32 protein-coding genes and 1 tRNA gene are annotated in these 26,090 nt (G+C 63.7%); 2 read left to right on the forward strand and 31 right to left on the reverse strand.

Annotated features, from left to right (window positions below; genetic code table 11):
- Window position 1 precedes the first annotated feature (1 nt).
- The 4 genes from HZS63_RS00680 to secA are packed head-to-tail and all read right to left on the reverse strand — an operon-like array spanning window position 2 to window position 5,326.
- On the reverse strand, window positions 2-460 hold the full coding sequence (locus HZS63_RS00680) for an NUDIX domain-containing protein (RefSeq protein WP_180682095.1): 459 nt from the start codon (window positions 458-460) through the stop codon (window positions 2-4).
- Window positions 461-468: 8 nt separating this feature from the next.
- The gene (locus HZS63_RS00685) at window positions 469-1,332 is read right to left on the reverse strand and encodes an ATP-binding protein (protein WP_180682096.1); all 864 of its coding nucleotides are present in this window, start codon (window positions 1,330-1,332) and stop codon (window positions 469-471) included.
- Window positions 1,329-2,558: a bifunctional glutamate N-acetyltransferase/amino-acid acetyltransferase ArgJ gene (gene argJ, locus HZS63_RS00690; protein ID WP_180682097.1), complete on the reverse strand. Its 1,230-nt coding sequence runs from the start codon at window positions 2,556-2,558 to the stop codon at window positions 1,329-1,331. The genes HZS63_RS00685 and argJ overlap by 4 nt, the downstream gene beginning before the upstream one ends.
- 11 nt (window positions 2,559-2,569) lie before the next feature.
- Entirely contained in the window at window positions 2,570-5,326 is a 2,757-nt protein-coding gene (gene secA / locus HZS63_RS00695) for a preprotein translocase subunit SecA (RefSeq protein WP_180682098.1), read from the reverse strand.
- 159 nt (window positions 5,327-5,485) lie between these two features.
- On the opposite strand from secA, the gene HZS63_RS00700 reads away from it, so the two are divergent.
- Entirely contained in the window at window positions 5,486-5,767 is a 282-nt protein-coding gene (locus tag HZS63_RS00700; protein ID WP_180682099.1) for a hypothetical protein, read from the forward strand.
- Window positions 5,768-5,961: 194 nt separating this feature from the next.
- Here the strand turns inward: HZS63_RS00700 and HZS63_RS00705 are convergent.
- The 9 genes from HZS63_RS00705 to HZS63_RS00745 form a co-directional block, all read right to left on the reverse strand.
- A tRNA-Thr gene (locus tag HZS63_RS00705) sits at window positions 5,962-6,037 on the reverse strand.
- Window positions 6,038-6,050: 13 nt separating this feature from the next.
- Complete coding sequence (locus HZS63_RS00710) at window positions 6,051-6,518, reverse strand: ClpXP protease specificity-enhancing factor (RefSeq protein ID WP_180682100.1); 468 nt, start codon at window positions 6,516-6,518, stop codon at window positions 6,051-6,053.
- A 12-nt stretch (window positions 6,519-6,530) separates the two neighbouring features.
- Window positions 6,531-7,142, reverse strand: coding sequence for a glutathione S-transferase N-terminal domain-containing protein (locus HZS63_RS00715; RefSeq protein WP_180682101.1), 612 nt, complete (start codon window positions 7,140-7,142; stop codon window positions 6,531-6,533).
- 106 nt (window positions 7,143-7,248) lie between these two features.
- On the reverse strand, window positions 7,249-8,004 hold the full coding sequence (locus HZS63_RS00720) for a cytochrome c1 (protein ID WP_180682102.1): 756 nt from the start codon (window positions 8,002-8,004) through the stop codon (window positions 7,249-7,251).
- A 28-nt stretch (window positions 8,005-8,032) separates the two neighbouring features.
- Window positions 8,033-9,454, reverse strand: a complete 1,422-nt coding sequence (locus HZS63_RS00725; protein ID WP_180682103.1) for a cytochrome b — start codon at window positions 9,452-9,454, stop codon at window positions 8,033-8,035.
- Window positions 9,455-9,474: 20 nt separating this feature from the next.
- Window positions 9,475-10,071, reverse strand: a complete 597-nt coding sequence (gene petA, locus HZS63_RS00730; protein ID WP_180682104.1) for a ubiquinol-cytochrome c reductase iron-sulfur subunit — start codon at window positions 10,069-10,071, stop codon at window positions 9,475-9,477.
- Between the two features lie 107 nt (window positions 10,072-10,178).
- Window positions 10,179-11,231 carry a 4-hydroxythreonine-4-phosphate dehydrogenase PdxA gene (gene pdxA, locus HZS63_RS00735; protein ID WP_180682105.1) on the reverse strand — a complete coding sequence of 351 codons (1,053 nt, stop codon included), beginning with the start codon at window positions 11,229-11,231 and terminating at the stop codon, window positions 10,179-10,181.
- Window positions 11,228-12,010: a Nif3-like dinuclear metal center hexameric protein gene (locus tag HZS63_RS00740; protein ID WP_180682106.1), complete on the reverse strand. Its 783-nt coding sequence runs from the start codon at window positions 12,008-12,010 to the stop codon at window positions 11,228-11,230. Before HZS63_RS00740 ends, pdxA begins: the two co-directional genes overlap by 4 nt.
- A gap of 73 nt (window positions 12,011-12,083) precedes the next feature.
- Window positions 12,084-12,236, reverse strand: a complete 153-nt coding sequence (locus HZS63_RS00745; protein ID WP_180682107.1) for a DUF3149 domain-containing protein — start codon at window positions 12,234-12,236, stop codon at window positions 12,084-12,086.
- A gap of 105 nt (window positions 12,237-12,341) precedes the next feature.
- On the opposite strand from HZS63_RS00745, the gene HZS63_RS00750 reads away from it, so the two are divergent.
- Window positions 12,342-13,487 (forward strand): Do family serine endopeptidase, encoded by a 1,146-nt coding sequence (locus HZS63_RS00750; protein ID WP_180682508.1) that lies wholly within the window; start codon window positions 12,342-12,344, stop codon window positions 13,485-13,487.
- On the opposite strand, the gene tatC is transcribed toward HZS63_RS00750, so the two are convergent.
- The 18 genes from tatC to HZS63_RS00840 form a co-directional block, all read right to left on the reverse strand.
- Entirely contained in the window at window positions 13,488-14,273 is a 786-nt protein-coding gene (tatC, locus tag HZS63_RS00755) for a twin-arginine translocase subunit TatC (protein ID WP_180682108.1), read from the reverse strand.
- Between the two features lie 21 nt (window positions 14,274-14,294).
- A complete protein-coding gene (gene tatB / locus HZS63_RS00760; RefSeq protein ID WP_180682109.1) occupies window positions 14,295-14,789 on the reverse strand; it encodes a Sec-independent protein translocase protein TatB in 495 nt (164 codons plus the stop codon).
- A gap of 65 nt (window positions 14,790-14,854) precedes the next feature.
- Window positions 14,855-15,097, reverse strand: coding sequence for a Sec-independent protein translocase subunit TatA (gene tatA, locus HZS63_RS00765; protein ID WP_180682110.1), 243 nt, complete (start codon window positions 15,095-15,097; stop codon window positions 14,855-14,857).
- 148 nt (window positions 15,098-15,245) lie between these two features.
- Window positions 15,246-15,605 (reverse strand): histidine triad nucleotide-binding protein, encoded by a 360-nt coding sequence (locus HZS63_RS00770; protein ID WP_180682111.1) that lies wholly within the window; start codon window positions 15,603-15,605, stop codon window positions 15,246-15,248.
- A 35-nt stretch (window positions 15,606-15,640) separates the two neighbouring features.
- Window positions 15,641-16,003 carry a DUF4870 family protein gene (locus HZS63_RS00775; RefSeq protein WP_180682112.1) on the reverse strand — a complete coding sequence of 121 codons (363 nt, stop codon included), beginning with the start codon at window positions 16,001-16,003 and terminating at the stop codon, window positions 15,641-15,643.
- Complete coding sequence (locus HZS63_RS00780) at window positions 15,993-16,424, reverse strand: phosphoribosyl-ATP diphosphatase (RefSeq protein ID WP_180682113.1); 432 nt, start codon at window positions 16,422-16,424, stop codon at window positions 15,993-15,995. The genes HZS63_RS00775 and HZS63_RS00780 overlap by 11 nt, the downstream gene beginning before the upstream one ends.
- A 5-nt stretch (window positions 16,425-16,429) precedes the next feature.
- Entirely contained in the window at window positions 16,430-16,831 is a 402-nt protein-coding gene (gene hisI, locus HZS63_RS00785; protein ID WP_180682114.1) for a phosphoribosyl-AMP cyclohydrolase, read from the reverse strand.
- An 11-nt stretch (window positions 16,832-16,842) separates the two neighbouring features.
- Window positions 16,843-17,643, reverse strand: coding sequence for an imidazole glycerol phosphate synthase subunit HisF (gene hisF, locus HZS63_RS00790; RefSeq protein ID WP_180682115.1), 801 nt, complete (start codon window positions 17,641-17,643; stop codon window positions 16,843-16,845).
- A gap of 6 nt (window positions 17,644-17,649) precedes the next feature.
- On the reverse strand, window positions 17,650-18,390 hold the full coding sequence (gene hisA / locus HZS63_RS00795; protein ID WP_180682116.1) for a 1-(5-phosphoribosyl)-5-[(5-phosphoribosylamino)methylideneamino]imidazole-4-carboxamide isomerase: 741 nt from the start codon (window positions 18,388-18,390) through the stop codon (window positions 17,650-17,652).
- Between the two features lie 5 nt (window positions 18,391-18,395).
- Window positions 18,396-19,061 carry an imidazole glycerol phosphate synthase subunit HisH gene (hisH, locus tag HZS63_RS00800; RefSeq protein ID WP_180682117.1) on the reverse strand — a complete coding sequence of 222 codons (666 nt, stop codon included), beginning with the start codon at window positions 19,059-19,061 and terminating at the stop codon, window positions 18,396-18,398.
- Between the two features lie 40 nt (window positions 19,062-19,101).
- The gene (gene hisB / locus HZS63_RS00805) at window positions 19,102-19,728 is read right to left on the reverse strand and encodes an imidazoleglycerol-phosphate dehydratase HisB (RefSeq protein ID WP_180682118.1); all 627 of its coding nucleotides are present in this window, start codon (window positions 19,726-19,728) and stop codon (window positions 19,102-19,104) included.
- 4 nt (window positions 19,729-19,732) lie between these two features.
- A complete protein-coding gene (hisC, locus tag HZS63_RS00810; protein ID WP_180682119.1) occupies window positions 19,733-20,848 on the reverse strand; it encodes a histidinol-phosphate transaminase in 1,116 nt (371 codons plus the stop codon).
- Window positions 20,845-22,173 carry a histidinol dehydrogenase gene (hisD, locus tag HZS63_RS00815; protein WP_246316065.1) on the reverse strand — a complete coding sequence of 443 codons (1,329 nt, stop codon included), beginning with the start codon at window positions 22,171-22,173 and terminating at the stop codon, window positions 20,845-20,847. Before hisD ends, hisC begins: the two co-directional genes overlap by 4 nt.
- On the reverse strand, window positions 22,170-22,856 hold the full coding sequence (hisG, locus tag HZS63_RS00820) for an ATP phosphoribosyltransferase (RefSeq protein ID WP_180682120.1): 687 nt from the start codon (window positions 22,854-22,856) through the stop codon (window positions 22,170-22,172). Before hisG ends, hisD begins: the two co-directional genes overlap by 4 nt.
- Window positions 22,853-24,127, reverse strand: coding sequence for a UDP-N-acetylglucosamine 1-carboxyvinyltransferase (gene murA, locus HZS63_RS00825; protein WP_180682121.1), 1,275 nt, complete (start codon window positions 24,125-24,127; stop codon window positions 22,853-22,855). Before murA ends, hisG begins: the two co-directional genes overlap by 4 nt.
- Window positions 24,128-24,134: 7 nt before the next feature.
- A complete protein-coding gene (locus HZS63_RS00830) occupies window positions 24,135-24,374 on the reverse strand; it encodes a BolA family protein (RefSeq protein WP_180682122.1) in 240 nt (79 codons plus the stop codon).
- Between the two features lie 12 nt (window positions 24,375-24,386).
- Window positions 24,387-25,142, reverse strand: a complete 756-nt coding sequence (locus HZS63_RS00835) for an ABC transporter permease (protein WP_180682123.1) — start codon at window positions 25,140-25,142, stop codon at window positions 24,387-24,389.
- Window positions 25,139-26,080, reverse strand: a complete 942-nt coding sequence (locus HZS63_RS00840) for an ABC transporter ATP-binding protein (RefSeq protein ID WP_180682124.1) — start codon at window positions 26,078-26,080, stop codon at window positions 25,139-25,141. Before HZS63_RS00840 ends, HZS63_RS00835 begins: the two co-directional genes overlap by 4 nt.
- Window positions 26,081-26,090: the final 10 nt, after the last annotated feature.

The raw sequence follows: 26,090 nt of genomic DNA on the forward strand, positions 1-26,090 counted from the left end.
CTCAGACACGGTCTTGTGTCTGTTCCTCGGCCAACCACTCCAGCACCGGCACGGTGCCAGGCAGGACCGGCTCCAGCTTCACCGGCAGGGTTTGCCAAGCGGCTTGCTGGCCTTCGTGCATGTGCAGCTCGCCCGTCCAGTCGAACACCTTGCAGAAGTGCAACCGCACCAGCGCATGAGGGTAATCGACCAGTTTTTCGCGCCACGGATGCACCGCACCCACGGTCACCCCGATTTCTTCCTGCAGCTCGCGGCGCAAGGCCTCGGCCACGGATTCCCCCGCCTCGACCTTGCCGCCGGGAAACTCCCAGTAACCGGCGTACACCTTGCCCGGCGGTCGGCTGGTGAGCAGAAAGCGACCCTGCGGGTCGATCAACACGCCCACGGCCACGTCGGTGATCGGGCGGTCTGGACCGCCTTCGCGCGGTCGCTCCCTGTCGGCCACCAGCACCTGGCTCATGGGTGGGATCATCGGTTGCCCACGTAGTCCCGGGCAAACTGGTAGGCCACCCGCCCGCTGCGCGAGCCGCGCTCCAGCGCCCACACCAGCGCCTGGGGCCGGGCTTGCTCGAACTCCGTCTCCGGCACGCCGTAATGCCCCAGCCACTGGTTCACCACGCTCAGGTATTCGTCCTGGCTGAAAGGGTAGAAGCTCACCCACAGGCCAAAGCGCTCTGACAGGGAAATCTTCTCCTCCACCGCCTCGCCGGGGTGGACCTCGCCGTCCTCGGTGTGGGTGTAGGAGAGGTTTTCCTTCATGTATTCGGGCAACAGATGGCGCCGGTTGCTCGTCGCGTAGATCAGCACATTGGGCGTGGCCGCTGCCACCGAACCGTCCAGGATGGACTTGAGCGCCTTGTAGCCGGGTTCGCCGTCCTCGAAGCTCAGATCGTCGCAGAACACGATGAACTTCTCGGGCCGGTCCGCCACCACGTCCACGATGTCGGGCAGGTCCACCAGATCGGCCTTGTCCACCTCGATCAGGCGCAAACCCTGCGGCGCATAAGCGTTGAGACAGGCCTTGATGAGCGAACTCTTGCCGGTGCCTCGTGCACCGGTCAACAACACGTTGTTGGCCGGCAGGCCCTGCACGAAGTGCGCCGTGTTGCGTTGGATCTTCTCTTTCTGGTCGTCGATTTCGCGCAGGTCGTCCAGCGCGATCGAAGCCACATGCCGCACCGGTTCCAGCACACCGTGACTGCCGCGCTTGCGGTAACGAAAGGCCACCGAAGCCTTCCAATCGGGGGCGCCCAGGGGCTGTGGCAGCACCGCCTCGATGCGCGCGATCAGCGACTCGGCCCGCTGCAGCAGCCGTTCAAAAGCCTCGTTCATGAGCGGTAATCGGCATTGATGGTCACGTAGTCGTGGCTGAAGTCACAGGTCCACACGGTGTCGGCCACCGTTCCGCGGTTCAGCCCCACGCGGATGGTGATCTCGCTCTGCTTCATCACGCGCGCGCCGTCCTCCTCGCGGTAGGCGGGGTGTCGGCCGCCTTGGGTGACCACATGCACGTCGTCCAGGTGCAATTCGATCTTCGTCTGGTCCAGATCGGCGATGCCGGCATAGCCCACCGCGGCCAGAATCCGGCCCAGGTTCGGATCGCTGGCGAAGAAGGCGGTTTTCACCAGCGGGGAATGCGCAATCGCATAGGCCACTTTCAGGCATTCTTCCGTGGTCTGGCCACCTTCTACGCGCACCGTGATGAATTTGGTCGCCCCCTCACCGTCGCGCACGATGGCGTGGGCCAGCGTCTGCGCCACCTCGGCCATCGCGGACTGCAGGGCCTGGCCCTCGGGGCTGGAGAGGTCGGTGATCTCGGCATGGGCCGCGCGGCGGGTGGCCACCACCACGAAGGAGTCGTTGGTCGATGTATCTCCATCGACCGTCACGCGGTTGAACGAGACATCGGCCAGCGCCTTGGCCAGCGCCGGCATCAGTCCCGGCACCACGTTGGCATCGGTGGCCAGAAAACCCAGCATCGTGGCCATGTTGGGGCGGATCATGCCCGCGCCTTTGGCAATGCCGGTGATGGTCACCGTCTGCCCGCCGATGGTCACCTGACGGCTCGCCGCCTTGGCCACCGTGTCCGTCGTCATGATGCCTTCGGCCGCCTTGAGCCAGTTCTCGGCACAGGCATCGGCCAGCGCCGCAGGCAGCCCGGCCACCACCCGGTCCACCGGCAGCGGCTCCATGATCACCCCGGTGGAAAACGGCAGGATCTGTGTGGGGGCCACATTCAGGTACCGGGCCAGGGCCTCGCAAGTGGCGCGAGCAGCCGCCAGCCCTGGCTGGCCGGTGCCAGCGTTGGCGTTGCCGGTGTTGACGACCATCGCACGAATGGGCTGGCCACCGGCCAGGTGCTCACGACACACTTGCACCGGCGCCGCGCAATAGCGGTTCTGGGTGAACACGCCCCCCACCGCAGCGCCCTCGTCCAGCAGAAACACCGTCAAATCCTTGCGATTGGCCTTGCGCACCCCCGCTTCGGTCACACCGATCGAAACGCCCGGCACGGGCCACAGAGCGTCGGCCGACGGGGCCGTCCAGTTCACCGCCATATCAATGCTCCTCAGACCAGTTTGCCGTGGCAATGCTTGTACTTCTTGCCACTGCCGCAAGGGCAGGGATCGTTGCGACCGACGCGCGGCACCTGCGCCGCGGCCGGACCGCCCAGCAGTCCGCGGTCGGCGGTGGTCTCGGCCTCGCCGGTCTCGGTGGGCGCGGTGTAGGTCACGTTGCTGAATTGTTCAGCCTGAGCTTCGAGTCGTTGGGCGGCCGTGCTCACCTGCTCCGGCGACTGCACCTTCACGTTCATCAGCACCCGCGTCACCTCGTTGCGCACCTGGTCGAGCAACATGCCGAACAACAGGAACGCCTCACGTTTGTATTCCTGCTTGGGCTGCTTCTGGGCGTAGCCACGCAGGTGGATGCCCTGGCGCAGATAGTCCAGTGCGCTCAGATGGTCGCGCCAGTGGCTGTCCAGCGTCTGCAGCAACACCACGCGCTCGAAGCTATTGAAGTTTTCTCGGCCCACCTGCTGCACCTTGGCCTCGTAGGCGGCATGGGCGGCGGCGACCACTTTGTCCACGATGTCCTGATCCGACATCTCGCTGGCGCCTTCCACGTCCTTGACCAACGTCATCGGCAGGCTCCACTCTTCGGCCAGCACCTTCTCCAACCCGGGCAGATCCCACTGTTCCTCCACACTGTCCGCCGGCACGAACTGGCGCACCACCTCGGTCATGCAGCCCTCACGCAAGGCGGCAATCTGGGCCGACAAGTCGGTGGCATCGATGATGTCGTTGCGCTGCTGGTAGATCACCTTACGCTGGTCGTTCGACACGTCGTCGTATTCGAGCAACTGCTTGCGAATATCGAAGTTGCGCGCCTCCACCTTGCGCTGCGCGCTCTCGATGCTGCGGGTCACGATCCCAGCCTCGATCGCCTCTCCTTCAGGCATATTGAGGCGGTCCATGATCGCGCGCACGCGGTCTCCCGCGAAGATGCGCATCAGGGAATCATCCAGGCTCAGGTAGAAACGGCTGGAACCCGGGTCGCCTTGGCGACCGGCACGGCCCCGGAGCTGGTTGTCGATGCGGCGGCTTTCGTGCCGTTCGGTGGCGATGATGCGCAAGCCCCCCAACGCCTTGACCTTCTCGTGGTCAGCCTGCCACTGGGCCCGTGCCGCCTCGATCTGCTTCGCTTTGGCTGCCTCGTCCAGCGCCGGGTCAGCCTCGATGGCGGCGATCATCTTCTCCAGGTTGCCGCCCAGCACGATGTCGGTCCCGCGACCGGCCATGTTGGTGGCGATGGTGATGGCCCCTGGCCGCCCAGCCTGCACGATGATGTCCGCTTCGCGAGCGTGCTGTTTGGCGTTCAGCACCTCGTGAGGCAGCCCTTCCTTCTTGAGCAGCTCGGAAATGATTTCCGAGTTTTCGATCGACGAGGTGCCCACCAGAACCGGCTGACCACGCTCGTGGCATTCGCGGATGTCCTGGATCGCGGCCTTGTACTTCTCGGACGTGGTCTTGTACACCCGGTCTAGCTCGTCTTTGCGCTGACTCGGGCGGTTCGGCGGAATCACCACGGTCTCCAAGCCGTAGATCTCCTGGAACTCGTAGGCCTCGGTGTCGGCGGTGCCGGTCATGCCGGCCAGCTTGCTGTAGAGACGGAAATAATTCTGGAAGGTGATGGAGGCCAGCGTCTGGTTCTCCGGCTGGATGCGCACGCCCTCTTTCGCCTCCACCGCCTGGTGCAGACCATCGCTCCAGCGTCGGCCTTGCATCAGGCGGCCGGTGAACTCATCCACGATCACGATTTCACCGTTCTGCACCACGTAATGTTGGTCTCGGTGGAACAAATGGTGGGCCTTCAGTGCCGTGACCAGGTGATGCATCAGCGCGATGTTCGCAGGGTCGTACAGCGACGCCCCTTCGTCCAGCAGTCCGGCCTGGGTGAGCAAGGCCTCTGCCTTCTCATGGCCCCGCTCGGTCATGTGAATGGTGTGCGCCTTTTCGTCCACGGTGAAATCACCCGGCTTGATCACGCCCTCGCCGGTACGCGGATCTTCCTCGCCTTCTTGGCGCTCGAGCTGGGGCACCAGCTTGTTCACCGCCACATACACCGCGGTGTGGTCCTCGGCCTGACCGCTGATGATCAGCGGCGTGCGTGCCTCATCGATCAGGATCGAATCCACCTCGTCCACGATGGCGTAGTTCAGACCCCGCTGCACCCGGTCGCGCGCCTCGTACACCATGTTGTCGCGCAGGTAGTCGAAGCCGAATTCGTTGTTGGTGCCGTAGGTGATATCGGCCGCATAGGCCGACTGCTTTTCTTCCCGCCCCATCTGCGGCAGGTTGATGCCGACCGTCAGGCCCAGCCAGTTGTAGAGCTTGCCCATCCATTGGGCGTCACGCGAGGCCAGGTAGTCGTTCACCGTCACCACATGCACGCCTTTGCCGGTGAGGGCATTGAGGTACACCGGCAGCGTGGCGGTCAGGGTCTTGCCCTCGCCGGTACGCATCTCGGCGATCTTGCCGCTGTGCAGGGCGATGCCGCCCATCAGTTGGACGTCAAAGTGACGCATCTTCATCACGCGCTTGCTCGCCTCGCGCACGGTGGCAAACGCCTCGGGCAGCAAGGCATCGAGCGTCTCGCCATGGGCCAGGCGCTGCTTGAATTCCGCGGTCTTGGCCTGAAGTTGCTCGTCGCTGAGTTTCTCGAACTGAGATTCGAGCGCATTGATGCGCGTGACGGTTTTGCGGTAGGTCTTGAGCAGGCGGTCGTTGCGGCTGCCGAAGAGCTTGGTCAGGAACTGGATGGGCATAAAAAGATTCAACCCGCGCGTTCACCGCAGGGGGAGTGGGTATTCGGGGCCTGCCTGGAGACACGCCAGGCCGTTGTGGGCGCTCGTCGCCATGACCAAGCATTTTAGCCGCCTGCTGCCAGCAGGACCGCACGCTGCTTCACACCCGATAATCCCGACATGATCCCTCTGAACCAGGCCGTCCAGGCGAATCCGGTATTGGCTGCCGTGGCACAACGCGTCGAGCGGTCCCAGCAAATGCTGGCGACCATCCTCCCGTTGCTGCCAGCCCACCTGCGCAGCCAGGTCAGCGCCGGCCCGGTCGACGAGACCTCCTGGTGCCTGCTCGTCCGCAATCCAGCCGTAGGCAGCAAGCTGCGGCAACTCACCCCCACGTTGCTTCAGACCCTGCAACAAGCCGGCCTCGGGGTCGAACAGATCCGACTCAAGGTGCGCAGCTGAGCACGGGTGTGCCGTCCCGGAAATGGCTGCGTGACATCGAACATCGCAGGCAAGCCGATGCTACGCACCGGCCACTTCGCTGAAGCGCCAGCGCCTGGGCACACACGCCTCGGCCTCCCACCAGCCGCTTCGAACCAGGGAACCCCAAGAAAATAGCCGCCGGATGCAAATCCAGGCGGCCATCGCAAGGTGTGTGGTGCCGGTTGTCGGATTCGAACTGACGACCTACCGCTTACAAGGCGGTTGCTCTACCAACTGAGCTAAACCGGCGCATCGTGGAATTCTACTTCACCCGCTTGAGTGCTGGCCGGCCACCTCCCGGGCTCGCGGGAGGCGGGGCGTCCGGAGCGTCGGGCTCTGCCCCCGGATCGGATGACACCACCTGCAGGCCCGGCCCGGACGCAGGCGATGCGGGGACGTCGCTTTGCAGCACCGGTGCAGGAAAGGCCATGCCCTGCCCGTTCTCCCGGGCGTAGATGGCCACCACATGATCGATGGGCACGATGACTTCGCGCGCGACACCTCCGAACCGGGCTTTGAACTCGATGTATTCGTTGCCCAGTTGCAGGTTGCTGGTGGCGTCGTAGCTGATGTTGAGGACGATCTCGTTGTCCTTCACGAACTCGCGCGGGACCTGCACCGTGGCGTCCACGGCCACGGCCACATACGGCGTAAAGCCGTGATCGGTACACCATTCGTGCAGCGCACGAATCAGGTACGGGCGCGTGGATGGGGTGTCGTCGCGGGCCATGGGTCGGTCAACTCACTTGCGCATCACCTTCTCGGACGGCGTCAACGCCTCGATGTAGGCCGGACGCGAGAAGATACGCTCCGCATATTTCAACAGAGGCGCGGCATTCTTGCTCAGCTCGATGCCATAGTGGTCCAGGCGCCACAGCAACGGGGCGATGGCCACGTCCAGCATCGAGAAATTCTCCCCCAGCATGTACTTGTTCTTCAGAAACACGGGGGCCAACTGCGTGAGCCGGTCGCGGATGTGGCTCTTGGCCTTCTCGATCGACTTGTCGTTGCTCTTGAGGGTTCGGGATTCCAGCACCGACACGTGGGTGAAGAGTTCCTTCTCGAAGTTGAGCAGGAACAGCCGCACGCGGGCACGGTCCACCGGGTCGCCCGGCATCAGCTGCGGGTGCGGAAAGCGCTCGTCGATGTACTCGTTGATGATGTTCGACTCGTACAAGATCAGGTCGCGCTCCACCAGAATGGGTACCTGACCGTAAGGGTTCATCACCGCGATATCTTCTGGCTTGTTGTAGAGATCGACATCGCGGATCTCGAAATCCATGCCCTTCTCGAACAGCACGAAACGGCAGCGGTGGGAATAGGGGCAGGTGGTGCCCGAGTACAAGACCATCATGGGGATGACTCCTCAACCAAAACAAAAACAGTGGTTTGCCATGGCAGCCCTGAAGGCTTGGCACACCACTGTGTCGGACCGCCCGCCGTGGCGGGCGGACGATGACTTACTTGACGTCTTTCCAGTAGGCCGCGTTCAATCGCCAAGCCACGACGGTGAATACGCCCAGGAAAATCAGCACCCACACGCCCAAGCGCACGCGCTGGTTCTGGTTGGGCTCGCTCATCCAGTCCAGGAACGCCACCAGCTCCGCCACGGCGCGGTCATATTCGGCGGGCGACATCGTGCCGGGCTTGACCTGCTCCCAGCCGCGCAGCACACGAGCCTCTCCCCCTCCGTGAGCAACGGTCTCGATGATCGGGCGGCGCTCGCCCTGCAACTCCCATAGCGGATTGGGCATGCCGATGGAGTCGAACGTCAGGTTGTTCCAGCCGGTGATCTTGGTGTCGTCCCGGTAGTAGGAACGCAGCAGGGTGTAGAGGTAGTCACGGCCGGGGTAGGTGTGACCAGAACGCGAACGCGCCACCAAGGTCAGATCGGGCGGCTGGGCACCAAACCATGCCTTGGCCTGATGGGGATCGATGTTGGCGCGCATCTGGTCGCCCACGCGGTCCGAGAAAAACATCAGGTTGTCGCGGATCTGACGCTCGGTCAACCCAAGCTCGGTCAGCCGGTTGAAACGGAAGAACGAGGCCGAGTGACAGTTCAGACAATAGTTCACGAACAGTTTGGCACCGCTCTGCAACGCGGCCAGGTCATTGGTCAAGTTGGGCGCCTTGTCCAGCGGGAATTCGCTTTTGGCCGCCATGGCCCCGGAAGCCATCCCGAATGCAATCAGACAACCCACGATCCATTTTTTCATTTGTATCGACTCCTGCAAAGGGTGGTGTTCAGTGGGGGGTGAAGGTCACGCGGGAAGGCACGGGCTTGAACTCCCCCAGACGGCTCCACCAAGGCATCAGCAGGAAGAAACCGAAATAGAACAGCGTACCGATCTGGGACACCCGCTCACCCAACGGGAACGGCGGCAGCACGCCCAGGTAACCCAACACCAGGAAGTTCACCACGAACGCCGCATAGAGGTACTTGTTCCAAGTGGGGCGATAGCGGATGGACTTCACCGGCGAATGATCCAGCCAGGGCAGGAAGAACAGGATGATGACGGCACCGCCCATCACCACCACACCCCAGAACTTGGCGTCAATGGACAGCATGAGCACAGAGGCGACGACGGCGGCACCGACGATGACCCCCTTGCCGATCGTGCCGAAGGAGGACTTGAGCACGCCCAGCACGGCCCCGAGCACCACGCAGGCCACGAGCACATACATCATCTCGGTCGTCACGGCGCGCAGCATGGAGTAGAACGGCGTGAAATACCAGACCGGCGCGATGTGCGGCGGGGTCTTCAGCGGATCGGCCGGGATGAAGTTGTTGTACTCCAGGAAGAAACCCCCGAACTCCGGCGCGAAAAACACGATGGCCGAGAACACCATGAGAAACACCGCCACGCCCAGGATGTCGTGCACCGTGTAGTAAGGATGGAAGGGGATGCCGTCCACCGGCTTGCCGTTCTCGTCCTTGTTGGCCTTGATCTCGATGCCATCGGGGTTGTTGGAACCCACTTCGTGCAGCGCAATGATGTGCGCCACCACGAGGCCCAGCAGCACCAGCGGCACGGCGATCACGTGGAAGCTGAAGAAGCGGTTCAGGGTGGCATCACCGACCACGAAGTCGCCACGGATCAACAAGGCCAGATCGGGGCCGATGACAGGCACGGCCGAGAACAGGTTCACGATCACCTGAGCGCCCCAGTAGGACATCTGGCCCCAGGGCAGCAGGTAGCCCATGAAAGCCTCGGCCATGAGCACCAGGAAGATGGCGCAGCCGAAGATCCACACCAGTTCACGCGGCTTGCGGTAGGAGCCGTAGATCAGACCCCGGTACATGTGCAGGTACACCACCACGAAGAACATGGAAGCGCCGGTGGAATGCATGTAGCGGATCAGCCAGCCCCAGGGCACATCGCGCATGATGTATTCGATCGAGGCGAAGGCCACGGGCACGCCGGCCTCGTTGAGCGAGGCATCGGGCTTGTAGTGCATGACCAGGAAAATGCCGGTCACGATCTGGATGACCAGCACCAGCAGCGCCAGCGAGCCGAAGAAATACCAGAAGTTGAAGTTCTTGGGAGCGTAATACTCGGAGAGATGCTCCTTGTACATCTTGGAGAGCGGGAACCGGTTGTCGATCCAGTTCAACAGCTTTTCGCCCGCCGGGGCGTTGGGAGAGACTTCCTTGAATTCAGCCATGATGGTCCTCTAAACGCTGGTCAGGCCTGCTTTTCTTCGCCGATGAGCACCACCGTATCAGAGATGTAGTGGTGCGGCGGGACTTCCAGGTTGTCAGGGGCAGGCTTGTTGCGGAACACGCGGCCGGCCATGTCGAAGGTGGAGCCGTGGCAAGGGCAGAGGAAGCCACCGAGCCAGTCGCTGGGCAGCGAGGGCTGAGGGCCAGGCTGAAGTTTGTCGACCGGGGAGCAGCCCAGGTGTGAGCAGATACCCACGACGATCAAAAACTCGGGCTTGATCGACCGATGACGGTTCCGCGCATAAGGCGGGGTGGGATAGGCGGTACGCAGCGAATTCGGGTCGGCCAGCTGATCTTCCACTTTTTCCAGGGTGGCGAGCTGCTCTTCGGTACGCCGCATGATCCAGACCGGCTTGCCGCGCCATTCCACGACGATTTTTTCGCCAGGCTGCAACCCCGACACATCGACTTCGACGGAGGCGCCTGCGGCACGGGCCCGCTCGGAAGGCTGGAACGAACTGACGAATGGTACGGCGACGGCGGCTGCCCCCACGCCACCCATGGCGCATGAGGTGATCAGCCAGATTCGGCGGCCGTTGTCTACGGTTGCTTCGCTCATGGGGATCTTTCTGTGACTTGGCTACTCAGATGCGGGACCTGGCGAGTACAGACGGACGGACCGCTACTCGGGTCAACCCGCATTGTAAAGGATCGCCAACAGCTGTTTCAGAATGTTGACGGATGCACCGTGTCTTGAGCCACTCCGACGTCTCCGTACACCATCGCGGCCTGGATCGCTGCTTGCAGACTCGACGGATCCGCTCGCCCCGTGCCCGCAAGGTCAAATGCCGTGCCATGGTCGGGGCTGGTGCGCAAGAACGGCAGGCCCAGCGTGGTATTGACCCCATGCTCCAGTCCCAGATACTTCACGGGGATCAGTCCTTGATCGTGATACTGGGCCACCACCACGTCGAACGCGCCTTGCCGCGCGCGCATGAACACCGTGTCCGGCGCCAAAGGCCCTTGCGCATCGATGCCCTCAGCCCGGGCCGCCGCCACGGCAGGGGCGATCACGTCGATCTCCTCACGGCCAAAGAGCCCATTTTCCCCCGCATGCGGATTGAGCCCCGCCACCGCGATGCGCGGCGCGTCCATCCCCAGCACCCGGCGAAAATGCCGATCGGTGATGCGCACCGTCTGCAAGACCCGCTCAAAGGTGACCGATTCGATGGCTTCGCGCAACGACACGTGGATACTCACCAACACGGTGCGCAGCACGTCGTTCGACAGCATCATCCGCACCGGCACCTGCTCCACCGCCACCCCGAGGTGACGGGCGGTGAGCACCTGCAAGAACTCGGTGTGCCCCGGATGGGGCAGACCGGCGAGCTGCAGCGCCTCCTTGTGCACCGGCGCCGTGACCAGCGCTGCCACGTCGCCTCGCAGCGCCGCAGCGGTGGCCGACTCGATGGCCGCCACCGCTGCGCGCCCGGCCGCTGCGCTCACCTGACCCCAGGTCGGCAGCGCCTTCAAGGCAACGGCAGGCAACACCGGCAGGGTCTGCGCAGGCACGGCAGCCACGTCGTCCCAGCTCTCGAGCACGGCCACGGGCAGGGCGCCGCCGGTGACTGCCACCGCGCGGCGCAGCACACCCACATCGCCCACCACCACGCAGCGCGACGACCACGCCGGCTGACGGCGAAACACCTGCGCAATGATCTCTGGGCCCACCCCGGCAGGATCGCCCATGGTGATGGCCACAGGCCGCATGGCACTCATGCCGGGTTGTCCACGTCGATGAAGCGGTGCTCGATGCCGAATTGCTGTGCCAGCCAATGCCCCACCGCCGACGCGCCATAGCGCTCGGTGGCATGGTGCCCGCAAGCCAGGAAAGCGACGCCGCACTCGCGGGCGTAGTGGGTCTGCGGCTCCGAAAGCTCTCCGGTGATGAAGGCATCCACCCCGGCATCGATGGCCGCTTCGAAATAGCCCTGTGCTGCGCCGCTGCACCAGCCGACGCGCCGTATCGGCCGCCTCGGCGCATCGATCAGCGTCACGCGGCGGCCCAGCACCGCCTGAACCCGGTCGGCCAATGCCTGGGCACTGGGGAGTTCGGTCTGCCCGATGAACCCCAGCCCCTGCTCGCCAAAAGACGACCAGCCCTGCGGCCCAGGAATGAACCCCAGGCGCTCCCCGAGCTGGGCGTTGTTGCCGAGCGTGGGGTGTGCATCCAGCGGCAGGTGGTAGGCAAACAGATTGATGTCGTGCCGCAGCAGCAAGGCGAGCCGTTGCTTCATCCAGCCGACCACGCAACCACTCTGCCCACGCCAGAACAGGCCATGGTGGACCAGCAGGGCATCGGCACCGGTCTCGATGGCCTGCTCGATCAGCGACCGGCTGGCCGTGACACCGGAGACCAGACGCCGAATCTGCGCACGCCCCTCGACCTGCAGCCCGTTCGGTCCATAGTCACGAAAACGCTCGGGCTGCAACAGCTCGTCCAATCGGGACCGCAACGTCTCGCGGTCCACCACCTGCACAGGCTGGTCTGACGACATCGGGGCTCCACAAGTCAAGAAAGAGTAACTCCCGATTGTCGCATCGCCGGGCAGCCCCTGCCGCAGGCAGGGCTCAGCGCTCGATACGCTTGGCCTCCCGTTCGGACTCCTCGATCTTCTTTGCAAAGAAACGGTAGAACCAAATCCCCATGACGATCACGCACGTGATCACCGTGATGCTGAACAGCCCGTAATCGGTCGAAAAAAGATCGACAATCGCTTTCATGGCTTCTCCGTTTGATTTTTTTCAAGCGAACGCCATTTTGAAACGAGCAGACCGGCACATGTATTGATACAGGTCAAGCCGGCGCGCATGAGGGCTTTGATCAAGATGAAACGCTACTGGCTGTTGTTTTCCCAGGCCGTCACGGTTTTGCTGGCGGTTTGGTTCGTTGTTGCCACCCTCAAACCCCAGTGGCTGCACCGCCGCCCCACGCTGGCGAGCATCGTGCCGGTCTTCGAGGTCAGCGGCATCGGCCGCACCGAAGCGGTCCAGACCACCAGTTTCAGTCATGCCGCCAAGGTGGCATCCCCGGCGGTGGTCAGCATCAGCACCAGCAAAGCGCCGCGGCGCCCCCCGCATGCCGACGACCCCTGGTTCCGCTTTTTCTTCGGCGACTCCTTCGACCGCCAGCCCCAGACTGGCCTGGGTTCGGGCGTGATCGTCAGCCCTATGGGTTACATCCTCACCAACAACCACGTCGTGGAAGAAGCGGACGAGATCGAGGTCCAGCTCAGCGACGGCCGCCAGGCTCTGGCCCGGATCATTGGCACCGACCCGGAAACCGATCTGGCGGTGCTCAAGATCGAGCTGACCGACCTTCCCGTGATTCTGCTCGGCGATTCGGACAGCCTGGAAGTTGGCGATGTGGTGCTCGCCATCGGCAACCCCTTCGGGGTTGGGCAAACCGTCACCAGCGGCATCGTGAGCGCGCTGGGTCGCACGCAGCTGGGCATCAACACCTTCGAAAACTTCATCCAGACCGACGCCGCGATCAACCCCGGCAACTCGGGCGGCGCACTCGTGGACGTCAACGGCCACCTCATGGGCATCAACACCGCGATCTATTCACGCTCCGGTGGATCGATGGGCATCGGCTTTGCGATTCCCACCTCCACCGCCCGCTACGTGCTGGAGGCGATCGTGCGTGACGGCTCCGTGACCCGCGGCTGGCTGGGCGTGGAACCCCGACAACTCAATCCGGAACTGGCCCAGCACTTCGGCAGCCGACGCACCTCAGGCGTGATCATCACCGGGGTGCTGCAAAACGGCCCTGCAGCGGCAGCGGGCATGCGGCCCGGCGACGTGATCACCCACGTCAACGGTCAAGCCGTCCGCGACGTCGCCGGCCTGCTGGCCGCCGTGGCGGCGCTCAAGCCCGGCGAACCGGCAGAAGTGACGGTGGAGCGCCGTGATGGGAGCCAGACGCTGCGCGTGATCCCGGGCCGGCGCAACCCCAATGGCCGCTCGCGTTGATCAGCCCTTGTCTGCCGCCTCTTCCGGGGCCCGGGTGGCCTTGGCAAACCATTTGGAACCGATGATGCCGAGCTCATAGAGCAGGCACATCGGCACGGCCAGGGCGATTTGAGAGATGACATCGGGCGGCGTCACGATGGCCGCGATCACGAAAGCCACGACGATGAAGTAACCACGGAAACCCTTGAGCTTCTCGACGGTGACCATCTCGAAGCGCACCAACAGCATCACCACGATGGGCACCTGGAAAGCGAGCCCGAAGGCCAGATACAGCGACAGGATGGCTTCGACATAAGAAGCGATGTCCGGCGTGGCATTCACGCTCTCCGGCGTGAAGCTCTGGATGAAGCCGAACATCTTGTCCAACACGAAAAACTGCACGAACGCAATCCCCAGGTAGGCCAGGATGCTGCCGATGACGATCAGCGGAATCGCAAAACGCTTCTCATGGCTGTACAGACCCGGCGCCACAAAAGCCCAGAGCTGGTACATGACCCAGGGCAATGCCATGAGCAAGCCGGCCATCATGAGCACCTTCAGGGGCACGAAAAACGGCGTGAACACGCCCACCGCGATCAGTTTCATGTCCGGGGGCATGTGGTTGCGGATCGGCACCGCAATGAAGTCGATCAGGCCGCTGGGGCCTGGCCAGATCGCGAGCAGGACCATGCAGACGACGACTCCCGCCATCGCGTAGAGGATGCGGTCACGCAGCTCGATCAGATGCTGCACAAAGGGTTGCTCGGTGCCAGCGAGTTCGTCAGCCTTGTCGTTGGGGTCGGCCATGAGGGAAGGAGTGAGTATCGGTCAGAGCGATCGGGACTTGGGCCGGAAACGCGCCACGCGGGCGGCTCCGGAAAGGGCGCGGGTCCGGATGCCATTGCGGGCCTTGAACCACTGGGGAACCGCCTTCTGTTTGAGCCGGAAGTTCTTTTTCGGATGCCGGTATTCGGGATACACCGGAGAGCCGATGGCGTAAGCGTCGGCGGGATTGAAGGTGCTGGAGGCGGCGTTCTCCAGCCCGGCGGTCACTTCCGACCACTCTTTCTCGAAATCACTGGTGGTCTGGTGGATCGAGGTTTCGACGTCGCGGGCTGCGCTCTCCACCGACTCTTTCATCTTCTTGAGCTCTTCGAGCTCCATCGTGCGGTTGACTTCGGCTTTCACCTCGGCCACGTACCGCTGTGCCTTGCCCAACAGGGTGCCGACCGTACGGGCCACCTTCGGCAGCTTCTCCGGTCCGATCACCACCAGTGCAACGACCCCGATCAGGGCCAGCTTGGAAATACCCAAGTCAATCATGCCACGCCTTCAGATCAAGCGGTTCGCGCCACCGCCTCCGGTGACGGTCGAGCAAGGCAAGGGCCTCAGCTCTTGGTCTTGGCCTCGACGTCGATGGTGGTCTTGTCGACCGCCGGCTTGTCCTGCCCCACCTGAGCGGTGGTCGTGGTCTGCTCGGCCTCGGCCGAGCCACCATCTTTCATGCCGTCCTTGAAGCCCTTGACGGCACTGCCCAGGTCGGAGCCGATGTTCTTCAGCTTCTTGGTGCCGAACACCAACACCACGATCAGCAAAACGACCAGCCAATGCCAAATGGAAAACGTACCCATGTCTAACTCCAGAGTCGGGGTGCAAACCCCATGATTGAAGGGATTCTATGTCGGGCGCAGGGTTCAACCCGATCGCATCCGACTATTGTCCCAGATATGCGTGACGGCTGATGGAAATTCAAACCCGGGCAGACCCTGAACCGCGGCTTCAGCCCTTGAACCAGGGCCGCGGCCCGCCCATGACATGCACATGCAGGTGATGCACTTCCTGCCCTCCCTCGGCCCCGGTGTTGCAGACGATGCGGAACCCGCCCTCCGGATAGGGGTTGCAGCCCTGTTCCAAGGCCAGTTTCGGCGCCAGCACCATGATCCTGCCCATGAGCCGTTCGTGCTCCGGCGTCAACTGCGCCATGGAGGGCAGGTGCAGCTTGGGCACCATGAGGAAATGAACCGGCGCCCAGGGGTGAATGTCGTGGAAGGCAAAGATGTCGTCGTCCTCATAGACCTTGCGGCTCGGGATCTGACCGGCAATGATCTTGCAAAAAATGCAGTTCGGATCGTGGTTCATGGCGAAAGCTGTCAAAACTGTCCAAAAACAGGGGGTTAGACGGGCATGGGCTTGCGGTCGCTCCAATAGAGCCAGCCCTTGACGATGCGGTAGATCGACCAGACGGCGGTGGCAAACAGGATCACGAAACCGATCAGAATGACCATGGACAACACCCCGATGACGCTCCAGAGCAATGCCCACCAGAAGGTGCGTATCTGCCAGGTGAAATGGCTTTCGTAGAGGGTGCCAGCGGCGTCCTCGCGCTTGACGTAGTTGATGACGATGGCCACGATGGCGCTGATCCCGATCAACCACGACAGCGCATAGAGGATGTAGATCACCAGCGTGATCTGGCGCAGGCTGGCCAGTTGCTCCGGGGTCTTGGCGATCACGTCGAAGGTACGGTCATCGGTCATGCGTTGCCTTTCCGATCAAAAAGGATGGGCCAGACTCCTGGCTTTCGCGCGCTTTGGCCTTGCGCAAGGCCTTTTCCTCCAGGCCGCTTAGACCCTCCCGACGAGCCAGCTCGGCCACCACGTCGGCAGGGCTCAGGCCGAAATGGGCCAGCGCGATCATGCTGTGGAACCACAGGTCGGCCACTTCACCCACCAGCGCCTGAGGCGTGCCCTGCCCATGCTGCAGATCCTTGGCAGCCATCATGGCTTCGCCCGCTTCCTCGCCGATTTTCTTCAGAAAAGCGTCTGGCCCCTTGTGCAGCAGACGGGCCACATAGCTGGTCTCGGGGTCGCCGCCGTTGGCAGGCTTGCGGCTGTCGATAACGGCAGCGAGGCGCTGCAGCGTATCGGTGGCGGTGAGCGATTCACTGGAGGCACTCATGACGGTCATTTGTAAATGGATTCGGGGTCTTTGAGCACGGGTTCGACCGCCTGCCAGTGGCCGCCCTGTGCATCGGCTTCGTAGCGCTGGAAGAAGCAGCTATGGCGGCCGGTGTGGCAGGCGATGCCAGGCTCATGGCCCAACTGGGTCACCTTGAGCAGGACCACGTCGTTGTCGCAATCCAGGCGAATCTCGTGTACCGTCTGCACATGGCCGGACTCTTCACCCTTGAACCAGAGTTTGCCACGCGAGCGGCTGTAATACACCGCACGCCCCAGTTCGGCCGTTTTCTGTAACGCCTCGCGGTTCATCCAGGCGAACATCAGCACGTCACCCGTGGCCTGTTCCTGCGCGATCACGGGCACCAAGCCTTGCGCATCCCATTGGACTGCATCGAGCCAGTTCATGTGCTTGCCCTTCACAGGCGCACCGCAATGCCACGCTCGGCCATGCGCTGCTTGGCCTGGGCAATGGTGTATTCGCCGTAGTGGAAGATGCTGGCGGCCAGCACCGCATCGGCACCGCCTTGCTGCACGCCGTCGGCCAGATGGTCGAGGTTGCCCGCGCCGCCCGAGGCGATGACGGGGATGTCGATGGCATCGCTGACGGCACGGGTCAGCGCCAGGTCGAAGCCGGCCTTGGTGCCGTCGCGATCCATGCTGGTGAGCAGGATCTCGCCGGCGCCGTGATCGGCCATCTGCCGCGCCCAGGCCACGGCATCCAGCCCCACATTCTTGCGGCCCCCGTGGCTGTAGACGTCCCAGCCAGGTCCCACGGGCCGCCCGTGGGCGTCCAGCCGCTGTTCGTCGGCAGGGCTTCGGCGCTTGGCGTCGATGGCCACGACGATGCACTGCGAACCGTATTTGGCGGACGCCTCCCGAATCACCTGCGGATTGGCAATCGCCGCCGAGTTGAAGCTGGTTTTGTCGGCTCCCGCGTTGAGCAGGCGGCGCACGTCATCGACGGTGCGCACGCCACCGCCCACGGTGAGCGGAATGAACACCTGGGAAGCCACCGCCTCGATGATGGGCAGGATCAGGTCGCGGCCATCGCTGGTGGCGGTGATGTCGAGGAAGGTGAGTTCGTCGGCACCTTGTTCGTTGTAGCGCGCGGCGATTTCCACCGGGTCACCGGCGTCGCGCAGCTCCACGAAATTGACACCCTTGACCACGCGGCCGCCGGTCACGTCGAGGCAGGGGATGATGCGTTTGGCCAGCATCAGGCTTCAGCCGTTGAGTTCATCGGCCAGGCGCTGGGCGGCCTCGAAATCGAGGTCGCCGCTGTAGATGGAACGACCACAGATCACCCCTTCGACACCTTCGTCCTCCACCGCGCAGAGCTGGCGAATGTCTTCCAGGTTGGACAGGCCACCGGAGGCGATCACGGGAATGGTCAACGCCTGCGCCAGCTTGACGGTGGCCTCGATGTTGATGCCGCTGAGCATGCCATCGCGGCCGATGTCGGTGTAGATGATGGACTCGACACCGTAGTCCTCGAACTTCCTGCCCAGGTCCACCACCTCGTGGCCGGTGAGCTTGCTCCAACCGTCGGTGGCCACTTTGCCGTCCTTGGCGTCCAGGCCGACGATGATGTGACCGGGAAAGGCGGTGCAGGCGTCCTGCAGGAAGCCGGGGTTCTTCACCGCGGCGGTACCGATGATGACGTAGCGCAGCCCGGCGTCGAGGTAGCGCTCGATGGTGTCGAGATCGCGAATCCCCCCGCCGAGCTGTACGTCCACCTCGTCGCCCACCTCCTGGAGGACGCGGCGGATCGCGGCTTCGTTCTTGGGCTTGCCGGCAAAGGCGCCGTTGAGATCCACCAGATGCACCCGGCGCGCGCCCTTGCTGACCCAGTTGCGGGCCATGGCGGCGGGGTCGTCGCTGAACACAGTGGATTGGTCCATGTCGCCTTGTTTGAGGCGCACGCATTGGCCGTCTTTCAAGTCGATGGCAGGGATCAGCAGCATGGCGGTCAGGGGTTCCAGTGCAGGAAGTTGCGGTACAGCGCCAAGCCTTGGTCGGCGCTCTTTTCGGGGTGAAACTGGGTGGCGAACAGGTTGTCGCGCGCCACGGCGCTGGTGAAACGGATGCCGTAGTCGGTCTCGCCCACGCTGTGCATCGGGTTGGCCGGTCGGGCGTAGAAACTGTGCACGAAGTAGTAATAGCTGCCGTCCGGTATGCCCGCCCACATGGTGTGCGCCGGGCCGCGGCCCAAGTCGTGGAACACCTGGTTCCACCCCATCTGGGGCACTTTGTAGCGGCTGCCGTCGGGCTGGGTCTGGCCTTCGAGTCGAAAGCGCACCACCTCACCCGGAATCAGACCCAGACCGGCTGTATCCCCCTCCTCGCTGTGATCGAACAGCATCTGCATGCCCACGCACACGCCAAACAGCGGCTTGAGGGCGGCCGCTTCCAGCACGGCGTCGCGCAAGCCACTGCGAGCCAGCTCGGCCATGCAGTCGGGCATGGCCCCCTGGCCGGGCAAGACCACCCGATGCGCATCGCGCACCACTTTCGGGTCGGACGTGACCACCACGTCCACATGATCCACCGCGGTGGCGGCGTGCATGACGGCCTGTGCCACAGAGCGCAGGTTGCCCATGCCGTAATCGACCACGGCCACGATCTGTCGGTTCATCGTAGGAAACGGTTCAGGCGAGCGAACACGGTGTCAGGAATTACAGGGAGCCTTTGGTGGAAGGAATCACATCACCCAGTCGCGGGTCGTGCTCCAGGGCGGCACGAAGGGCGCGGGCGAAGGCCTTGAAAATCGTCTCGCACTGGTGGTGCGCGTTCACACCCTTGAGGTTGTCGATGTGCAGCGTGACACCGGCGTGGTTGACAAAGCCTTGAAAGAACTCGAAGACGAGCTGGGTGTCGAGCTGGCCGATCATGGCGGCGGTGAACCTCACGTCCATGTGCAGACCGGGACGACCCGAGAAATCCACCACCACGCGGCTCAGCGCCTCGTCCAGCGGCACGTAGGCATGGCCGTAACGGCGGATGCCTTTTTTGTCGCCCACGGCTTTCGCAAACGCCTGCCCCAGGGTGATGCCGATGTCTTCCACGGTATGGTGGCCGTCGATGTGCAAGTCGCCGTCGCACTGCACGTCCAGGTCGATCAGGCCGTGGCGGGCGATCTGGTCGAGCATGTGGTCCAGAAAGCCGATGCCGGTGTGCAGACGTGACTGTCCCGTGCCGTCGAGATTGATGGCGACACGAATCTGGGTTTCGGCAGTTCGGCGTTGCACGTCGGCACGGCGAGCGGCGACGGACGCAAGGGTGGCAGGCAGTTGTTGGGTCACGGTGTTACAGGGCTAGGCGCAGGGCTTGGAGCATCTGCGCGTTTTCGGCGGGTGTGCCCACGGTCAGGCGCAGGCAGCGCGCCACCAATGGATGCATTGTAGAAACATTCTTCACCAGGACGCCAGCGGCCTTCATGCCGGCAAAGACACGGTCGGCATCGGGCACCCGCACCAGCACCATGTTGGCCTCGCTCGGGAAGGGGTGCACACCCGGCAAGTCGGACAGAGCCACGAGGAGTTTCTCGCGTTCGGCCCGGATGGCGGCCGCCTGGGCTGCGAACACCTCGGCATGTTCGAGCGCGAACAGGGCGCACTCGGCATTGAGCACACTGACGTTGTAGGGCGGCCGAACCTTGTCGATCTCGCGTACCAGCGCCTCGGCACCGATCAGGTAGCCCAAGCGCACCCCAGCCAAACCGAATTTGGAGAGCGTGCGCATGAGCAGCACGTGGGCGTTGGCCGCAGGCTCGGCATGCATCTCATCCAGCCACGTGCGGCTGGCAAAGGGCTGGTAGGCCTCGTCGATGACCACCAGCCCGCTGAATTCGGCGGCGGCGGCAATGAGGCGGCGCATCACGGCGGCGTCCCACAGATTGGCAGTGGGGTTGTTTGGATAGGCGAGGTAGGTGATCGCGGGCCGATGCTGGCGCATGGCAGCCAGCATGGCTGCTTCGTCCAGCTCGAAATCGGTCGTGAGCGGCACACCGTGGAACCCCAACCCTTGCAACTGGGCACTCATCCCGTACATCACAAAACCGGGCACGGGCGCCAGGATCGAGGCGCCGGGCACATCACAGGCCATGGCCAGCAGCGAAATCAGCTCGTCGGAACCGTTGCCCAGCATCAGCGCGCACCCCGCTGGCACCCGCACATGACGGGCCAGGGCCTGACGCAGGTCATCGATACGGGCACCGGGGTAGCGGTTGATGGCCACCTGCCCCAGCCGTTCGCCCAGCGCCACCTGCAGCGCCGGCGGCAGACCATAGGGGTTTTCCATGGCGTCGAGCTTGACCATGCCGGTAGCGTCCTGTACCGCATAGGCGTGGATGCCCTGAATATCGCGGCGGATGCGGGCACTGAGCACGCTTTCTATGAGAGAGGAACGGCCGACGGTCGTCATGGCTTGAACCTCATCTCCGCTGCGCGGGCATGTGCCTGCAGGCCCTCGCCATGGGCCAGCACCGATGCGATCTGCCCCAGCTGGCGCGCGCCGGTCTCACTGACCTCGATCAGGCTGCTGCGTTTCTGGAAGTCGTAGACCCCCAGTGGGCTGGAAAAGCGCGCGGTGCCGCTGGTGGGCAGCACGTGGTTGGGGCCGGCGCAGTAGTCGCCCAGGCTTTCGCTGGTGTAAGCGCCCAGAAAAATGGCTCCGGCGTGCTTGAGCAGCGGCTCCCAGCGCTGCGGCTCGCGGCTCGACACTTCGAGGTGTTCGGGCGCGATGCGGTTGCTGATGGCACAAGCCTCGTCCATGCTGCGGGTGAGGATGAGCGCACCGCGGCCGTTGAGGCTTTTGGCGATGATGTCGGCACGCGGCATGGTGGGCAGCAGACGGTCGATGGCGGCCTGCACCGCGTCGAGGTAGGCCGCGTCCGGACACAGCAGGATGGACTGCGCGAGCTCGTCGTGTTCGGCCTGGGAGAACAGGTCCATCGCCACCCAGTCGGCGGGGGTGGTGCCGTCGGCCAGCACCAGGATTTCGCTCGGGCCGGCGATCATGTCGATGCCCACGGTGCCGAACACCCGCTTCTTGGCGCTGGCCACATAGGCATTGCCGGGGCCGGTGATCTTGTCCACCTTGGGTACCGTCTGGGTGCCGTAGGCCAGCGCGGCCACGGCCTGCGCCCCACCGATGGTGAAGGCGCGGCTCACGCCTGCCACATAGGCGGCGGCCAGCACCAGCGCGTTCTTTTCACCTCGCGGCGTGGGCACCACCATGACGATCTCGCCCACACCCGCCACATGCGCCGGGATGGCGTTCATCAGCACCGATGACGGGTAGGCCGCCTTGCCGCCGGGCACGTAGATGCCGACGCTGTCCAGCGGCGTGACCTTCTGGCCCAGCAGGGTGCCGTCCTCGTCGCGGTAGGCCCAGCTTTCGCCGCAGGCCTTCTTCTGCGCCTCGTGGTAGCGGCGCACCCGATCGGCGGCTTGTTGTAGCGCCTCGCGCTGGGTCGCTGGTAGGCTGTCGAACGCGGCTTTCAGTTCGGTCTGGGTCAGCTCCAGCTCGGTCAAGGCAGCGGCGCTCAGGCCATCGAAGCGTTGGGTGTAATCGAGCACGGCGGCGTCGCCACGGGCCTTCACGTCGGCCAGGATGTCGGCCACCCGCTGTTCGATGGCGGCGTCGGTCTCGGCCGACCAGTGCAGGCGTTGCTGGAAGCGGGCCTCGAAATCGGGGTCGGCGGTGTTGAGCCGCAGGGGAATGGCTTGCAGCATGGCATCGGTCATGGGGTCGTCCCTTGCGGTTGGCTGGCCCGGGCAAAGGCATCCAGGATGGGGCGCAGGGCTTCGCGCTTGACCTTGAGCGCTCCCTGGTTCACCACCAGGCGCGAGGAAATGTCCATGATGCGCTCCACCTCCACCAGTTGGTTGGCCTTGAGGGTGTTGCCGGTGGACACCAGATCGACGATGGCGTCGGCCAGGCCGGTCAGCGGCGCCAGCTCCATGCTGCCGTAGAGTTTGATCAAGTCCACATGCACGCCTTTGCTGGCAAAGAATTCGCGTGCGATGGCCACGTACTTGGTCGCCACCTTGAGACGCGCGCCCTGACGCACCGCGCGGGCATAGTCGAAGTCGGCGCGCACGGCCACGCTCATGCGGCACTTGGCAATGCCCAAATCGAGCGGCTGGTACAGCCCCACATTGCCGGCTCCACCCCACTCGGCTTCGTGTTCCAGCAGGGTGTCCTTGCCGCACACGCCCAGGTCGGCTCCGCCGTACTGTACGTAAGTGGGCACATCGGAGGCGCGCACCAGCACCACTTTCACGTCGGGACGGTTGGTGGGCAGAATCAGCTTGCGTGACTGCTCCGGATCTTCGAGCACCTGTATGCCGGCGGCCGCCAGCAGCGGCAAGGTTTCTTCAAAAATGCGGCCCTTGGACAGGGCCAGGGTCAAAGGGCTGGCGCTCATGAGAGCCTTTCGATGTCTGCGCCCAGGGCGCGCAGTTTCACTTCCATCTGGTCGTAGCCGCGGTCCAGGTGATAGATGCGGTCCACCACCGTTTCACCCTCGGCCACCAACCCGGCAATCACCAAACTGGCCGAAGCCCGCAGGTCGGTCGCCATGACGGTGGCCCCCGACAGGCGCTCGACACCTTCGACCAGGGCCACGCGCCCATCGATGTGGATCTTGGCGCCCAGGCGCTGCAACTCCTGCACGTGCATGAAGCGATTTTCGAAGATGGTCTCGGTCACGCTGCTGGCGCCCTGGGCCACGCAATTGAGCGCCATGAACTGGGCCTGCATATCGGTCGGAAAACCGGGGTATTCGGTGGTGCGAAAGGTCTGGGCCTTGAGCGATGCAGCACCAGGCGAGACCACCTCCAGACCATCGGGCATCTCTTGCACCTGCACCCCGGCATCGCGCAACTTGTCGATCACGGCATCCAGATGATCGCCACGCGCACGGCGCAGCTGGGCCTCGCCTCCCGTGGCCGCCACCGCACACAAGAAGGTGCCCGCCTCGATGCGGTCGGCCACCACCGTATGGTCGCAGCCGTCCAGGCGCTCCACCCCCTGGATGCGAATGCGGCTGGTGCCGTGGCCCTCGATCTTGGCCCCCATCTTGATGAGCATTTCGGCCAAATCCGTGACCTCGGGCTCCTGGGCGGCATTCTCGAGCACCGTTTCGCCTTCGGCCAACACGGCAGCCATCAGGAGGTTCTCGGTCCCGGTGACCGTGATCATGTCGGTGGTGATGCGCGCGCCCTTGAGCCGCGTCTGGCCAGCCGGCAACTGGGCCACCATGTAGCCGTGCTCCACCACGATTTCGGCCCCCATGGCCTGCAGGCCCTTGATGTGCTGGTCCACTGGGCGCGAGCCGATGGCACAGCCCCCGGGCAGCGAAACTTTGGCACGCCCCCAACGCGCCAGCAAGGGCCCCAATACCAGCACCGAGGCGCGCATGGTCTTGACCAGATCGTAGGGAGCCAGCGGGTCGATGGGGTCGGCCGCGTGCAGCGTCAAGCCGCCGCGCTCGCCATGCACCTGGGTCTGTACACCCATGTTTTCCAACAGCTTGCGCATGGTGGCCACGTCGCGCAGGCGCGGCACGTTGCGCAGCATCACCGGCTGGTCGGTCAGCAAGGCCGCACAGAGTTCGGGCAAGGCGGCGTTCTTGGCGCCCGAGATCGTGATGTCTCCATGGAGGCGGCGTCCGCCGCGAATGCGCAATTGGTCCATGGGTGAATCAGCGTTGGGCGGCCCATTCGGCCGGGGTGTAGGTTTTCATGGACAAGGCATGGACCTCATCGGTCTGGATGCGCTGGCCCAAGGTGGCATAGACCTGCTGGTGGCGCTGGATCAGCCGCTTGCCCTCGAAAGCCGGAGAAACGATCACCGCCGACCAGTGCCGACCGTCACCCGACACCTCGATGTGATCACAGGGCAGCCCTTGGGCAATGAGGGATTGCAGTTCATCTGCCGTCATATCGATCAACGTTCAGTGTCTGATCTTGTAACCCGTCTTGAGCAGGTGCAGGGCCAAGCCCCCCACCGCCAGGAAGGCCGTGGCGACGATCGCCAGGCTGAACCAGGGCGAGACATCTCCCTGCCCGAAGAAGCCATAGCGGAAACCATCGATCATGTAGAAAAAAGGATTCAGATGACTCACCTGCTGCCAGAAGCCCGGCAGCGAGTGGATGGAGTAGAACACACCGCTCAGGAATGTGGCCGGCATGATGATGAAATTCTGGAAAGCCGCCATCTGGTCGAATTTTTCGGCCCAGAGACCGGCGATCACGCCCAGTGAACCCAGCAGTCCCGCTCCAAGAAACGCGAACACCGCGATCCACCCGGGCGCCACGAACGTCAGGTCGGTGAACCAGACCGTGACCAGCAACACCCCCAGGCCCACCACCAGTCCGCGCACGATGGACGAGCCCACATAGGCCACAAACCAGGCCCAGTGCGACAGCGGGGTGAGCAGGATGAACACCAGATTGCCCATGACCTTGCTCTGGATCAGGCTGGACGAGCTGTTCGCAAAGGCGTTCTGGAGCACGCTCATCATGATGAGCCCGGGCAGCAAGAAGGCGGTATAGCTGACCGTGTCGTAGACCTTCACGTGGTCTTCCAGCACATGCCCAAAGATGAGCAGGTAGAGAATGGCCGTCATCACCGGAGCGGCCACGGTTTGGAAACCGACCTTCCAGAAGCGCAGGACTTCCTTGTAGAACAGGGTTTGCCAGCCGTTCATGCATTCGCCTCCACGGTTTGCGAGCGCATGGGTGCTGCTGTTGCCGTCATCAGGTCGAGAAAGACATCCTCCAGATCGGCCTTGCTGATCTCGATGTCCTCCACGGTCAGGCCGGCCTCCCGCACGACGGCCAGGATGCGCTCGACCTCGGCGGCGTCGTGCACGGGCAACTGCACGAAACGCCCCGTCACCCGGGCCTGGCTGGCCAGCGGCTCAGGCAAGGGTTGATCGGTTTTGAAGCGCAACACTTTGGCCGAGGCGCGTTTGAGCAGTTCCGACGTTTTTTCCAGTGCGATCACCTGCCCCTGCTTGAGCATGGCGATGCGGCCGCACAAGGCTTCGGCCTCTTCCAGGTAATGGGTGGTCAGCAACACCGTGCTGCCCTGCTTGTTGAGCTTGGACACGAACTGCCACAAGGTTTGGCGCAACTCCACGTCCACCCCGGCAGTGGGCTCGTCGAGCACGATGACCGGCGGCTGGTGCACCAGCGCCTGGGCCACCAGCACCCGGCGCTTCATGCCACCCGATAGCTGGCGCATATTGGCATTGGCCTTGTCGGCCAGTCCCAAACCATCGAGCAGCTCATCGATCCAGGGCCCGTTGTCCCGGATGCCGAAATAGCCTGACTGGAAACGCAAGGCCTCACGCACGGTGAAAAAGGGGTCGAAGACCAGTTCCTGCGGCACCACACCCAGCCGGCGGCGGGCTTGAGCGTAATCCGTCTGCACATCCGCACCATACACCGACACATGTCCGCCGCTGGCGCGGGTGAGTCCGGCCAGAATGCTGATGAGTGTGGTCTTGCCCGCCCCGTTGGGGCCGAGCAAACCAAAAAACTCACCCGGCTCGATGTCGAACGTCACGCCTTTGAGGGCCTGAAATTCACCGCGGGGCGTGATGTAGGTTTTGGAAACGTTTTGGAAGGAAACGGCTGGCATGGGCCCGACA

Source organism: Tepidicella baoligensis, assembly GCF_013432195.1.
Taxonomy (GTDB): domain Bacteria; phylum Pseudomonadota; class Gammaproteobacteria; order Burkholderiales; family Burkholderiaceae_C; genus Tepidicella; species Tepidicella baoligensis.